The organism is Kitasatospora sp. NE20-6 (assembly GCF_045862635.1).
The window spans coordinates 1-13321 of sequence record NZ_BPRL01000030.1 but is presented as its reverse complement, the minus strand read 5'-3'; the positions used below and the strand labels follow the sequence as shown (position 1 = coordinate 13321).

The following is a 13321-nucleotide window of genomic DNA, read 5'->3' as shown; positions in this document are numbered from 1 at the left end:
GCTAGGAGCGCCGCCCGCGGGTGTCGTCCGGGCTGCGCCGATCCGGTGCCGGACCCGCGCCGGGGCCGGGCGCGCCGTCCAGCAGCCGGCGCAGCACGAGCGCGTCGGGGGCGAGGGCGGCGAGCAGGGTGGCGTCCGGGCCGGGCAGGGAGAGCAGCGCGGCGTCGGCGCCGTCCGGCGGCGGGGGCGGTGCGGGGCGGCCGACCGTCAGGAGCTGGCCGGTGCTGCGGTGCGGGCCGAGCACGGCGGCACCGTCCCAGCCGGGGGCGCCGTGGCCGAGGTCGGTCTGCTGGTCGAGCAGCGTACGGCCGGCCCGGCGGACGGTGAGGCGGGAGGTGAGGCGTCCGGGCGGGGTGCCGCGCGTCCAGTCGTGGCGGCGGCCGAGCACCTGCTCCTCGCGGTACCGCAGGCGGGCCCCGGCGGCGAGCGTGATCACGGTGGTGAGGATCAGGTGGCTGCCGGACGCGGCGACGACCGGCTCGGGCCGCCAGTCGAGTTCGGCGTCCTCGCCGACGTCCAGGTGCACGTCGTAGCGGGCCGGGCCGGGGTCGGCGCCGGGCAGGCTGACGGTGGCGGCGGCGCTGGTGACGGTGAGGACGGCACCGGGCAGCACCTCGGCGTGCAGGGCCAGCCGGTCGCCGCCGAGCGGCGCGGCCATCGAGCCGATCACGCAGACGTGCGCGGAGCGGGCGTCGCCGCGGGTACGGCGCAGGGCGAGCGGGCCGGCGCCCCGGAGGACGGGGAGCGCAGTGCCCCCGCGTCCGTCCGGGGCGGCGGTGATGCGGGCGGCCGCCTGCAGGGCGGCGGTGTGCAGGGCGGCGGTGTGCGGGGCGGCGGTGTGCGGGGTGGCGGTGTGCGGGGTGCTCTCCCGCGGGGCGGCCGCGGGTGCGGGCGGGGCGGCGGTCACCGGGCGGCGAGCCGTTCGGGGGCCCAGGCGGCGAGGCACTCCCGCACCCACGCCGTGACGGGGGCGATGCCGTCGGGCGCGGTGAGGGCGGTGAAGACGGTCGGCAGGTCGCCGCGCTGTGCCTTGGCGTCGCGGGCCATCACCGCCAGGTCGGCGCCGACGAGCGGCGCGAGGTCGGTCTTGTTGACCACCAGGAGGTCGGAGGTGGAGACGCCGGGCCCGCCCTTGCGGGGGATCTTGTCGCCGCCCGAGACGTCGATGACGAAGATCTGGTGGTCGACCAGGCCGCGGCTGAACGTCGCGGTGAGGTTGTCGCCGCCGGACTCGACGAGCACGAGGTCGAGCGGGCCCACCGCCTCCTCCAGTTCCTCGACGGCCTCCAGGTTGGCGGAGATGTCGTCGCGGATCGCGGTGTGCGGGCAGCAGCCGGTCTCGACGGCGGTGATCCGCTCCGCCGGCAGGACGGCGTTGCGCAGCAGGAACTCGGCGTCCTCGGTGGTGTAGATGTCGTTGGTGACGACGGCGAGGGAGAGCTCCTCGCGCAGCGCGCGGCAGAGCGCGGCGACGGTGGCGGTCTTGCCGGAGCCGACGGGCCCGCCGAGGCCGATCCGCAGGGCGCGGCGCGGGCCGTGCGGGTCGGTGTGCGGGTGCGTGTGCGGGGCGGGCTCGGCGAAGGTGTGGCGGGCGGGGGCGTCGTACGGGTCGACGTGGTCACGATGCAAAGAGACGCACCTTCCAGGAGCTGTGCTGCTCGGCGTACACGTCGAGCAGGGGGGAGGAGGAGGCGGGCAGCTCGCCGCGGGCGGCCGCTTCCGCCGCGGCGCCGGCGACGGCGTCGAGCTGCGGGGCGATCCGGGCGAGCACGGCGGCCACCTGGTACGGGTCGAGGCCGAGCAGCCGGACGCAGGCGGTGGCCGGTCCGTTGACGCTCTCGTACGCGGCGACGGCGGCCGCCTCGGCCGGGGTGAGGCCGGCGGCCAGGGCGGTGGTGCCGAGGGCGACGGGCTGGTGGGCGCCGCGGGGGTGGGCGGCGCGCAGGCGGTCGAGGGCCGGGTGGGGCCAGGCCGCGAGGGCGGCGCGCAGCACCTGGCGGCCGAGGCGGCGGCTGGTGGCGCGCTGGGCGGGCGAGGGGGTGCGGGCGTCGGCGGCCTCGTCGAGGGCGGCGAGGTCGGCACCGTCGGCGGCGGCCGCGGCGGCGAGCGCCGCCGTGGTGAGGCCGGTGGTGTGGAGGCGTCCGGTCAGGAAGGCCGCCAGGGTGCCGGCGTCGTGCACCCGTCCGGCCCGGACGGCGGCCTCGGCCCCACCGGAGTGGGCGTGGCCGCCGGCCGGGAACCTCCCGTCGGCGAGGAGCAGCATCGCGGCGTTCATCAGAAGAGGAAGTACCGCTGGGCGAGCGGGAGTTCGGCGACGGGTGCCGGAGTGACGGTCTCTCCGTCGATGGTGACGGTGAAGGTGTCCGGGTCGACCCGGACGTCGGGGCGGGCGGTGTTGTTGACCATGTCGTCCTTGGTGACCCCGCGGGTCGACCGGATCGCCCTGAACTGCTTGCCGAGGCCGAGGCGTTCGGGCAGGCGGTCGTCGATGGCGGCCTGTGCGGTGAAGTTGAAGGAGTTGGCGGCGGGCGCGCGGCCGGTGGCGCCGAACATCGGCCGGGGCATGACGGGTTGGGGTGTGGGGATGGACGCGTTGGCGTCGCCCATCTGGCCCCAGGCGATCTGCCCGCCCTTGACGACGAGGTCCGGCTTGACGCCGAAGAAGGCCGGGGTCCACAGCACCAGGTCGGCGAGCTTGCCCGGCTCGACCGAGCCGATCTCGTGGTCGAGGCCCTGCGCGACGGCCGGGTTGAGGGTGTACTTCGCGACGTACCGGCGGGCGCGCACGTTGTCGGCGCGGCCGTCGCCGGGCAGGGTGCCGCGGCGGTTCTTCATGACGTGCGCGGTCTGCCAGGTGCGCATCACGACCTCGCCGATGCGGCCCATGGCCTGGGAGTCGGAGCTGATGATCGAGATGGCGCCGAGGTCGTGCAGGATGTCCTCGGCCGCGATGGTGGACGGGCGGATCCGGGACTCGGCGAAGGCGAGGTCCTCGGGCACGTGCGGGCTGAGGTGGTGGCAGACCATCAGCATGTCGAGGTGCTCGTCGACGGTGTTGACGGTGTGCGGGCGGGTCGGGTTGGTGGAGCTGGGCAGCACGTTGGGCTGCGAGACCACGGTGATGATGTCGGGCGCGTGCCCGCCGCCGGCCCCCTCCGTGTGGTACGCGTGGATGCCGCGGCCGGCGATGGCGGCGAGGGTGTCCGCGACGAACCCGGCCTCGTTCAGCGTGTCGGTGTGGATGGCGAGCTGGGCGCCGGTCTCGTCGCAGACCCGCAGGCAGGCGTCGATCGCGGCGGGCGTGGCGCCCCAGTCCTCGTGGATCTTGAAGCCGAGCGCACCGGCCCGCAACTGGTCGTGCATGGAAGCCGTGTTGACGGTGTTGCCCTTGCCGAGCAGGCCGATGTTGAGCGGCAGGTCGTCCATCGCGGCGAACATCCGGGCCAGGTGCCAGCTGCCGGGCGTGATGGTCGTCGCCTTCGTGCCCTCGGCCGGACCGGTGCCGCCGCCGATCAGTGTGGTGATGCCGGACGACAGTGCCTCGTCGGCGAGTTGGGGGCAGATGAAGTGCACGTGGGCGTCGATGGCCCCCGCGGTGAGGATCCGCCCGTTGCCCGAGATCACCTCGGTCTCGGGGCCGATGACCAGTTCGGGGTGCACGCCGTCCATGGTCTCCGGGTTGCCGGCCTTGCCGAGCGCGGTGATCCGGCCGTCGCGGATGCCGACGTCGGCCTTGACCACCCCCCAGTGGTCGAGCACGACGGCGCCCGTGATCACCGTGTCGGGCGCGCCCTCGGCGCGGCTCGTCCGGGCCTGGCCCATCGACTCGCGGATCACCTTGCCGCCGCCGAACACCGCCTCGTCACCGCCTCGGCTGCGGTCCTCCTCGACCTCGACGAGGAGGTTGGTGTCGGCGAGCCGGATCCGGTCGCCGGTGGTGGGGCCGTACAGGTCGGCGTAGCGCTCGCGGGTCAGCCGCAGGGCGTGGCGGTCAGGCATGAAGTGCTCCTCCGGTCTCCCCGCGCAGGCCGTGCACCTCGCGCAGGCCGCCGATCGGCACCAGTTCGACCTCCGCCGGGATGCCCGGCTCGAAGCGGACGGCGGTGCCTGCGGGGATGTTCAGGCGCAGGCCGTACGCGGCCGCGCGGTCGAACTCCAGGCCGGGGTTGGCCTCGGCGAAGTGGTAGTGCGAGCCGACCTGGATCGGGCGGTCCGCGCCGTTGACGGCCGTCAGCCGGGTCACCGGGAGGCCCTCGTTGAGGCCGATGTCGCCCTCCCCGTACAGGACTTCGCCGGGCACGATGCCGCCCGGCACGACGGCGCCGGGGGTCCGCGGGGCCGTCACAGGATCGGCCCGTGCACGGTGACGAGCTTGGTGCCGTCCGGGAAGGTGGCCTCCACCTGCACGTCCGGGATCATCTCGGGGATGCCGTCCATGACGTCCTCCCGGGTGAGCACCTTCCGTCCGGACTCCATGAGTTCGGCGACGGTGCGGCCGTCGCGGGCACCTTCCAGCACGTGCGAGGTGATCAGGGCGACCGCCTCGGGATGGTTGAGCCGCAGGCCGCGGGCCCGCCGCGAGCGGGCGACGTCGGCGGCGACGTGGATGAGCAGGCGTTCCTGCTCATGGGGGGTCAGCTTCATCGGTGCGCACCTCGGGGTGGGAGGTCGGACGGTGGCGAAGGGGCCATTCGATCCACACTTTGTTGTAGGCGGATTACGCCGGACTTTCGCAGCGGTAACCGTGCTGGCCGAGCCCTGGTTACGCGCGTCAACGCGGCAGCTGCGCACGGGCCGGGCTCACAGCCGGATGCGTGCCGCCACCGGCAGGTGGTCGCTGCCGGTCCGCGGGAGGGTCCACCCGGCCACGGGTGTGACGGCCCGGCCCAGCACCTGGTCGATCCGGGCCAGCGGCAGGGCCGCGGGCCAGCTGAGGCCGACGCCCTGACGGCCCGTGGTGAGCTGCGAGAACACCGGGGCGAGCCCGCGGTCGTCCCGGCCGCCGTTGAGATCGCCCAGCAGCAGGACGCGCCGCGCCGGTTCGGCGGCGAGCAGTGCACCGAGCTTCGCCGCGCTGCCGTCGCGCCGCGCCGTGGCGAACCCGCCCGTCGCCGTGATACGCACCGAGGGCAGGTGGGCGACGTACACGGCCAGTTCACCGCGGGGGGTGCGGGCGGTGGCCCGGACACCGCGCTGCCAGGACGCGGGTACGCCGGCGGGCCTGAGATCGAGCGGGCGGACGTCAGCCAGCGGGTACCGCGACCAGAGGCCGACCGTGCCGGACCGGGCCCGGTAGGGGTACGCCGTGCCGAGGATCCGCTCGTAGCGGGCGGCCGCGGGCTCCACCAGCTCCTCGACGGCCACGAGATCGGCACCGGACGCGACGAGCACGGCGGCCGTGCCCGCCGGATCGGTGTTCTCCTCGGCGACGTTGTGCTGCACGACCGTCAGATCGCCCGCCCGGCGGTCGCCTTCGGGCAGCCGGGAGCCGAACACGGCCGCCCACACGGCGGCCGGCAGCAGCACCGACACCGCCGCGAACCGCGAACGCCGGACGAGCGCCGCCACCGCGAGCACCGGCACCGCGAGGCCGAGCCACGGCAGGAACGCCTCCAGCAGACTGCCCGGACGCGGCCCCGCGTCGGGCACCATGTGGTGCCCGGCCAGCAGCAGCGCGACCGCGCAGGCCGTGCCCGTCACGCCGGGCGCGCGTACCCGCCAACGGCCGTCCGCCACACCGCCGTCGTCCGCCACACCGCCGCCCTCCTGTCGGTGCCGGTCCCGCTGCCGGTACCGGTACCGCTGCCTGCGGCGGCGCCCTCCGGCGGCCGGCCGGGTCCGTCCTGCGCCGTTCCGTCCAGGTGACGTCGCGACCGGGCCGGACAGTTCCCGCCTGGGGCGTGACCGTCCGCCGTCGTGAGCCGCCGCCATCGTGACCGGTCGCCGTCGTGACCCGCCCGGGTGTGGCCGTGCGGAGGGCCGGCCTGGCCCGAACCGCCCCTGACCGGTCATGATGGCGACCGGCGGACAACCGCCCGGGCAGGGGCCGCCGGCTGCGGCCCGTCCGGGCACGGACGGAGGGAGAGGCGTCGTGCTCTCCGCGATCGGCCTGGACGAGGGCGCCGAACGGCTCTACACCGACCTGGTGGTGCACGGGTCGGGCACGCCCGCCGAACTCGCCGCACGCTGCGCCACGGGCGAGGCCGAGACCCTGGCCGCGCTCGACGCCCTCCAGCGGCAGGCCCTGATCGCACCGCAGCACGACGGCAGCACGCGTTTCGCGGCGGCGCCTCCGACGGTCGCCCTGGAGGCCCTGCTCACCGGGCGCCGGCACGCCCTGCACCAGGCCGAACTCGCCGTGGCGGCCCTCGCGGAGGCGTACCGCACCAGCGGCGCGGACGGCGGCCACCGCGACCTGGTGGAGGTGGTCTCCGGCAGTGCCGCGATCAGCCATCGCGTCGCCCAGCTCCAGCTCGGCGCGGTGGACGAGCTGCTGGCCCTCGTCACGGGCCGCCACCAGGTGGTGCGGGCCGACGCCACCGGGGCGGAGACGGACGCGGTCACCCGCGGCGTCAGGTACCGCGTGGTGATGGAGCGGCAGACGCTCGACGAGCCGGGCGCGGCGGAGGCCCTCTTCGAGGCGATGGACCGGGAGCAGCAGGTGCGCGTCGCCGACCGCGTGCCGACGAAGCTGATCGTCGCCGACCGGTCCGCCGCGCTCGTCCCGCTGACCGACCCCGGCGACGGTGCCGAACCGGTCGCACTGGTCGTCCGGGCCCCGGCCCTGGTCGGGGTGCTGACGGTGCTGTTCGAGCACACCTGGGAGTGGGCGCACCCGCTCACGGCGGACGACGGCGCGCTCGCCGTGGGCGCGGCCCCGGCCGGCGAGCCGGACACCGTGGACCGCCGGATCCTCGCCCTGCTGCTGGCCGGCGCCACCGACCAGGCCGTCGCCAACCAGCTGCGGCTGGGCCTGCGCACGGTGCAGCGGCGGATCAGCCGTCTGATGGCGCTGGCCCGCGCCGAGACGCGCATCCAGCTCGGCTGGCAGGCCCACCGCCGGGGCTGGGTGACGGACCGGACGCCCGACGGCTGACGCCCCCGGGCACCGAAACCCCAGGCGCCGACGCCCCGCGCACCGACGCCGCGGGGCCGTGGGGCCACGAGGCCGTGGCGGACCTGGCCTCGGGAACCGGGCCGCGTCGCGCACTCGCGCGTTCGGCTGCGCTTGGCGGCTGCTTCGTCCGCGGTTCACCGTTCGGTCCGCCCCGGGCGCCTAGGGTGCCGTGCGGCAGTCACGGCATCCCGGTCAGGAGTCCACATGACACAGCGTCCGCTCGGTGACGGTTCCTCACGGCGTACCTTCCTGCGGGCGACCGGGGCCGTCGGCCTCGGCGCCTCCGCCCTCGCCGCGGCGGGAGCCGCGACTCCCGCGCACGCCGCGGACGCCGCGGACGCCGCCGACGCCCGGCGTGCCGCCAGCACCCGGTCGCCGGTCCGCACCGGCACCGCGCTCGACCGGCTGCCCCACCCGCTGGCGGTCGCCCACCGCGGCGCGAGCGGATACCGGCCCGAGCACACGATCGGCGCGTACGAACTGGCGCTGGAGCTGGGCGCGGACGTCATCGAGCAGGACCTCGTGCCCACCAGGGACGGCCACCTGGTCGTGCGCCACGAGAACAACATCGCCGAGACGACGGACGTCGCCGACCACTCCGAGTTCGCCGCCCGCCGCACCACGAAGACCATCGACGGCGTGGCGCTCACCGGCTGGTTCACCGAGGACTTCACCCTCGCCGAGCTGCGCACCCTGCGCGCAAAGGAGCGGCTGCCGCAGCAGCGCCAGCGCAACACCCTGTACGACGGGCGCTGGCCGGTGCCGACCTTCCGCGAGGTCGCGGAGTTCGCCCGCAAGCGGGCGCGCAGCCTCGGCCGCGACGTCTGGCTCTACCCGGAGACCAAGCACCCCAGCTACTTCCGGTCGATCGGGCTGCCCCTGGAGGAGCGCCTCGCGGACGAGCTGAAGCGCGCCGGGCTGGCGGGCCGCAACGGCCGGGCGATCCTGCAGTCGTTCGAACCGAGCAGCCTCCAGCGGCTCGCGAAGCTGGTCGACAACCCGCGCGTGCAGCTGCTGAGCGGCGCGACCAGCCGCCCGTACGACTTCGAACTCGCCGGTGACCGCCGCACGGTGGCCGATCTGGTGACCCCGGACGGGCTGCGCTGGATCTCCTCCTTCGCCCAGGGCCTCGGACCGACGACCGCGCTGATCCTGCCGACGGACGCCGCGGGCAAGCTGCTCGCCCCGACCACGCTGGTGGCGGACGCCCACCGGGCCGGGCTGGTGCTGCACCCGTACACCGTGCGCAACGAGAACGGCTTCCTGCCGCTCGACTTCCGCCGCGGCACCGACCCGAACGCCTACGGCGACGCGATCGGCTGGGCCCGCCGCCTGTACGACGAGGGCGTGGACGGCTTCTTCACCGACAACACCGACACCTCGGTGCTGGCCCGCGGCGACTTCTGGGCCGCGCACGGCGTGAGCTGACGCACGACCGGGTGCGGGCGGGCCCTCCGCCCGCCCGCCCGCACCCCCTGCCGCACTGCTGCCCTGCTGCCCTGCCGAGTACTGCCCTGCCGACTGCCGGCCTGTCGCCTGGACAGGATTATGTCGATCGGTCTACATTGGCGGCCATGGGAGCCAAGGGCGAGGAGACGCGGGCCCGGCTGGTGCAGGCGACCCGCGCACTGATCGAGGCGCAGGGCTACTACGGCACCGGCCTCAACCAGGTGCTGGCCGCCAGCGGCGCACCGCGCGGCTCGCTCTACTTCCACTTCCCGCTGGGGAAGGACGAGATGGTCGCCCTGGCCCTCGTCGAGGCGGGCGAGGACGTGGGCGCACTGATCGCCGGCATGACCGGCGGCGACCTCGGCCCGGCCGAGGTGGTGCGCGGCCTGCTGGACATCTTCGGCGACCGCATGGCGGAATCCGGCTACGCCACCGGCTGCCCCATCGCCACGGTCGCACTCGAAACGGCGGCCGGCCACGAGGACCTGCGCCTGGTCTGCGCGGCGGCGTACGACACCTGGCAGCAGGCCCTGGCCCGGATGCTGGTGCGGCACGGACACGACCGCGCGGACGCCGAGGCCACGGCGGGCGCGGTGCTGGCCCTCGTCGAGGGCGCCCTGCTGCTCGCCCGGGTGCGGCACAGCCGGACCCCGCTCGACCAGGCCGCCCGCGCGGCCGACATCCTGCTCCGGGCGACCGCACCGGCCCACTGACCGACCACCCCTCCTACCGCCCACCCCCGGCCCACTCACCCCGGATCACCCACCCCGGATCACCCACCCCGCGGACCTTCGGCAGCAAAAAATATGCAGACCGGTCCACACAATCACCGTACGGAGACCCCATGCCCACCCCCGCCCCGCTCCGGCCCCCCGTCCCGCCCCAGTCCGCTCCGCGGCCCACCACGCTGCTGCTCGGCGCCGACGGCTTCCTCGGCCGCTGGCTCGCCCTCGACCTCCTGCACGGCGGCCACCACGTCGCCGCCGGGCTCCGCGGCGGCAGCGCCCGCGACGCGGCGCTGCGCGCGTGGCTCACCGCGCACGGCGCCGACACCACCGCACTGACCACCGTCGACGCCGACGTCAGCCGCCCGGGCCTCGGCCTCTCCGCGGCCGACGAGGACCGCCTCGCCGAGGTGCGCGACGTCGTCAACCTCGCGGCCCGCTACGCCTTCGGCCTCTCCCGCACCGAGGCCCGCGCGGCCAACCTCGACGGCGCCGTCCATCCGCTGCGCTGGGCCGCGGGCCGTCCGGCGCTGCGCCGCGTGGTGCACCTGTCGGGCTACCGGGTGGGCCGTTCCGCCGGGCTCCGGCACCCCCTGCCGCCGTCCGACGCGGCTCGCCTCTACCGCGAACTCGGCGCGTACGAGGCCTCGAAGACCGAGGGCGACATCGCCGTACGCACCCTGGCGCCGGAGCTCGGGGTGCCACTGACCGTCGTCAACCCGGGCGCGGTGATCGGGCATTCACGCACCGGCGAGGCCGGCCAGTACCTCGGCCTGGCCACCCTGGTCGAGCAGTTGTGGACGGGCCGCCTCCCCGCACTCGCGGGCAGTCGGCGGACGGTCGTGCCGGTGGTCGCGGTGGACCATCTCGCCGCGTTCCTCGCCGCCGTGCCCGTGCACGACACCGCCGGCGTGCAGGTGCACACCGTGCTCGACCCGGCCACTCCCCCGCTGCCGGAGCTGGTGGCGATCGCGGCCCGGCGCCTGGGCGTCCGCGCGCCGCGGCTGCTGCTGCCGGTCGGGCTCGTCCGGAGGCTGCCGCGGGCGCTGACCGGGGTGGAGCCGGAGACGCTCTCCTTCCTGTCCGAGGACGTCTACGACACGGTGTCGGCCGAGGCGCTGGCCGGGGCCGCCGGCCTGGCGCACCCGCCGGTCGAGCGGCTCGTCGGTGACTGGGCGGCGCGGCTGGTCGCCGACCGGTTCCCGGGTGCGGCACCGGCACGCGGCCCGGAGCCGGCGTCCGCCGCCGGCTAGGAGTGTTCCGGCCGAGTTCACCCCGCGCTCGTCCGGCGTCTTGCAGGTCGCGCCGGCCACCGGGTTGACTGCACGACATCTCGTCACTCGACGCGTTCACGACATAGCTTCACACCCTCACGGAGCTTCCATGTCCCTGCCGTCCACCGCCGGCCTGCGCCGTCTGCTCACCGCCTGCGCCACCGCCGCCCTGCTCGGCCCGCTCGCCACCACCCCGGCGGGCGCGGCCGCGGCCGGCTCCACGACCACCGTCACCGCCACGGCCACGCCCGGCGCCACGACCACCGCCGCCGCCGTGCCGGCGCTCGACGTGCTGTCGTACAACGTCTTCCTGATGAGCACGTCCCTCTACCCCAACTGGGGCCAGAGCCACCGCGCCGAGGCCATCGCCGCGGCCGGCTTCTTCCAGGGCCACGACGTGGTGGTCCTCCAGGAAGCGTTCGACAACGCGGCCTCGGACGCGCTCGCCGCCCGGGCCTCCGCCGCGTACCCCTTCCGCACCCCGGTGGTCGGCCGCTCGACCTCCGGGTGGGACGCCACCTCGGGCAGCTACGGCTCCGCCACCCCGGAGGACGGCGGCGTGATGCTGCTCAGCCGGTGGCCGATCCTCCGCAAGGAGCAGTACGTCTTCCAGGACGCCTGCGGCGCCGACCGGTGGTCGAACAAGGGCTTCGTCCACGCCGTGCTCGACGTGAACGGCGTCCGCACCCACGTGGTCGGCACCCACCTGCAGTCCACCGACAGCGGATGCGGCAGCGGCGAGGCCGCCGCCGTCCGGGCGGCGCAGCTCACCGCGATGCGGGCCTTCCTCGACGCCGGGCACATCCCGGCGGACGAGCCGGTCGTGGTCGCGGGCGACCTCAACATCGACGCGCACGGCAGCGAGTACCCGGCGCTGCTCGCCAACGGCAACCTCGCCCCGGCCACCTCCCGCACCGGATGGCCGTACTCCTTCGACACCGCCGACAACTCCGTCGCGGCCTACCGGTACCCGGGCGAGCCGAAGGAGGACCTCGACCACGTGCTCTACCGGGCCGACCACGCCCGCCCGCAGCAGTACACCAACGAGGTCGTGCGCTCCCACAGCGCTCCCTGGACGGTGCGCAGCTGGGGACGCAGCTACACCTACACCGACCTCTCCGACCACTACCCGCTCGCCGCGCGCTGACGGTCCGGGGTGTGCGCCCGCGCGGGGCGGCCCGGGGTTCAGTTGCCCGGGCCGCCCGTGCGCGTGGCGGCAACACCCTGCGGGCGATCCGGGGCAGGGTGAGGGGGAGCCGATCCGATCAGAGGAGTGTGCAGCCATGGCCATCGCAACCGTCAACCCGGCCACCGGGGAGACCGTGGAGACCTTCACCGCGTACGACGGCGATGCGGTGGAGCAGCGGCTGGCCCTGGCCGAGTCGGCGTTCCGCACGTACCGGACGACGGGCTTCGCGGAGCGGGCCGTCCTGCTGCGCCGTGCCGCGGACGTGCTGGACGCCGAGCAGGAGGAGCTCGCGCGCACGATGACGGTCGAGATGGGCAAGCCCGTCGGGGCGGCGCGGGCGGAGGTCGCCAAGTGTGCGAAGGCGATGCGCTGGTACGCGGACCGCGCACCCGGGATGCTCGCCGACGAGCACCCGGCGGACGAGGACGTCGCGGACTCCGGCGCGGGCTCGGTGTACGTGCGCTACCGCCCGGTGGGCGTGGTGCTGGCCGTGATGCCGTGGAACTTCCCGCTGTGGCAGGTGGTGCGGTTCGCCGCGCCGGCGCTGATGGCGGGCAACGTCGGCCTGCTCAAGCATGCGTCGAACGTGCCGCGGACCGCGCTCGCGCTGGAGCGGGTCTTCCGGCACGCCGGGTTCCCCCCGGGCTGTTTCCAGACGCTGCTGGTCGGTTCGGGCGCCGTGGAGGACGTCGTCCGTGACGACCGGGTGGCCGCGGTGACGCTGACGGGCAGCGAGGGGGCCGGCCGGTCGGTGGGGGCGATCGCGGGCGACGCGATCAAGAAGTCGGTGCTGGAGCTGGGCGGCAGCGACCCGTTCCTCGTGCTGCCCTCGGCCGATCTGGAGGGCGCCGTGAAGTGGGCGGTGACGGCCCGTACGCAGAACAACGGGCAGTCGTGCATCGCGGCGAAGCGCTTCGTCGTGCACGCCGACGTGTACGCGGCGTTCACCTCGGCCTTCGCCGACCGGATGCGGGCGCTGCGCGTCGGTGACCCGCTGGCGGAGGAGACCGAGATCGGCCCGCTGGCGACGGCCCAGGGCCGGACGGACCTGGAGGAGCTCGTCGACGACGCGGTGGCGCACGGCGCGGTCGTGGAGTGCGGCGGTGCCCGGCCGAAGGACCTGCCGGAGCACCTCGACGGCGGCTGGTACTACCTGCCCACCGTGCTGAGCGGGATCACGCCGGCGATGCGCATCCACCGCGAGGAGGCGTTCGGCCCGGTCGCCACGGTGTACCGGGTGGAGAGCCTGGAGGAGGCCGTGGCGATCGCCAACGACACGCCGTTCGGCCTGAGTTCAAACGTCTGGACGACCGACCCGGAGGAGCAGGAGCGCTGCATCCGCGACATCGAGGCGGGCGGGGTCTTCTTCAACGGCATGACCGCCTCGCACCCGGCGTTCCCGTTCGGCGGCGTCAAGCGCTCCGGGTACGGCCGGGAGCTCTCCGCGCACGGCATCCGGGAGTTCTGCAACATCACGACCGTCTGGCGCGGGCGCTGACGACGCCGTGGCGGGGCGGGGGCGGGGGCCCCCCGCCCGCCCGCCGGGGGCGGGCGGCGGGGGGGGCGG

13 protein-coding genes are annotated in these 13321 nt (G+C 75.4%); 6 read left to right on the top strand and 7 right to left on the bottom strand.

Annotation, left to right across the window (positions count from 1 at the left end; translation table 11 throughout):
• Position 1: 1 nt before the first annotated feature.
• The 7 genes from SNE206_RS21385 to SNE206_RS21355 all read right to left on the bottom strand — a co-directional run bounded on the left by SNE206_RS21385 (position 2) and on the right by SNE206_RS21355 (position 5754).
• A complete protein-coding gene (locus SNE206_RS21385) occupies positions 2-907 on the bottom strand; it encodes an urease accessory protein UreD (RefSeq protein ID WP_407915064.1) in 906 nt (301 codons plus the stop codon).
• The gene (gene ureG, locus SNE206_RS21380) at positions 904-1629 is read right to left on the bottom strand and encodes an urease accessory protein UreG (RefSeq protein WP_407915063.1); all 726 of its coding nucleotides are present in this window, start codon (positions 1627-1629) and stop codon (positions 904-906) included. The genes SNE206_RS21385 and ureG overlap by 4 nt, the downstream gene beginning before the upstream one ends.
• Entirely contained in the window at positions 1619-2278 is a 660-nt protein-coding gene (locus SNE206_RS21375) for an urease accessory protein UreF (protein ID WP_407915122.1), read from the bottom strand. The genes ureG and SNE206_RS21375 overlap by 11 nt, the downstream gene beginning before the upstream one ends.
• Positions 2275-3999, bottom strand: coding sequence for an urease subunit alpha (locus SNE206_RS21370; RefSeq protein ID WP_407915062.1), 1725 nt, complete (start codon positions 3997-3999; stop codon positions 2275-2277). The genes SNE206_RS21375 and SNE206_RS21370 overlap by 4 nt, the downstream gene beginning before the upstream one ends.
• Entirely contained in the window at positions 3992-4303 is a 312-nt protein-coding gene (locus SNE206_RS21365; protein ID WP_407915121.1) for an urease subunit beta, read from the bottom strand. The genes SNE206_RS21370 and SNE206_RS21365 overlap by 8 nt, the downstream gene beginning before the upstream one ends.
• Before the next feature lie 38 nt (positions 4304-4341).
• Positions 4342-4644, bottom strand: coding sequence for an urease subunit gamma (locus SNE206_RS21360; RefSeq protein ID WP_407915061.1), 303 nt, complete (start codon positions 4642-4644; stop codon positions 4342-4344).
• A gap of 156 nt (positions 4645-4800) precedes the next feature.
• Positions 4801-5754, bottom strand: a complete 954-nt coding sequence (locus tag SNE206_RS21355) for an endonuclease/exonuclease/phosphatase family protein (RefSeq protein WP_407915060.1) — start codon at positions 5752-5754, stop codon at positions 4801-4803.
• A 337-nt stretch (positions 5755-6091) separates the two neighbouring features.
• Here SNE206_RS21355 and SNE206_RS21350 point away from each other — a divergent pair, with 337 nt between their 5' ends.
• From SNE206_RS21350 to SNE206_RS21325, 6 genes are all read left to right on the top strand, one after another.
• Positions 6092-7096 (top strand): helix-turn-helix transcriptional regulator, encoded by a 1005-nt coding sequence (locus SNE206_RS21350; RefSeq protein WP_407915059.1) that lies wholly within the window; start codon positions 6092-6094, stop codon positions 7094-7096.
• 225 nt (positions 7097-7321) lie between these two features.
• On the top strand, positions 7322-8545 hold the full coding sequence (locus SNE206_RS21345; protein WP_407915058.1) for a glycerophosphodiester phosphodiesterase: 1224 nt from the start codon (positions 7322-7324) through the stop codon (positions 8543-8545).
• Positions 8546-8691: 146 nt separating this feature from the next.
• Entirely contained in the window at positions 8692-9279 is a 588-nt protein-coding gene (locus SNE206_RS21340; RefSeq protein WP_407915057.1) for a TetR/AcrR family transcriptional regulator, read from the top strand.
• Between the two features lie 131 nt (positions 9280-9410).
• Positions 9411-10544, top strand: coding sequence for an SDR family oxidoreductase (locus SNE206_RS21335; RefSeq protein ID WP_407915056.1), 1134 nt, complete (start codon positions 9411-9413; stop codon positions 10542-10544).
• 130 nt (positions 10545-10674) lie between these two features.
• Entirely contained in the window at positions 10675-11712 is a 1038-nt protein-coding gene (sph, locus tag SNE206_RS21330) for a sphingomyelin phosphodiesterase (protein ID WP_407915055.1), read from the top strand.
• Positions 11713-11848: 136 nt separating this feature from the next.
• A complete protein-coding gene (locus SNE206_RS21325) occupies positions 11849-13252 on the top strand; it encodes an NADP-dependent succinic semialdehyde dehydrogenase (RefSeq protein WP_407915054.1) in 1404 nt (467 codons plus the stop codon).
• Positions 13253-13321: the final 69 nt, after the last annotated feature.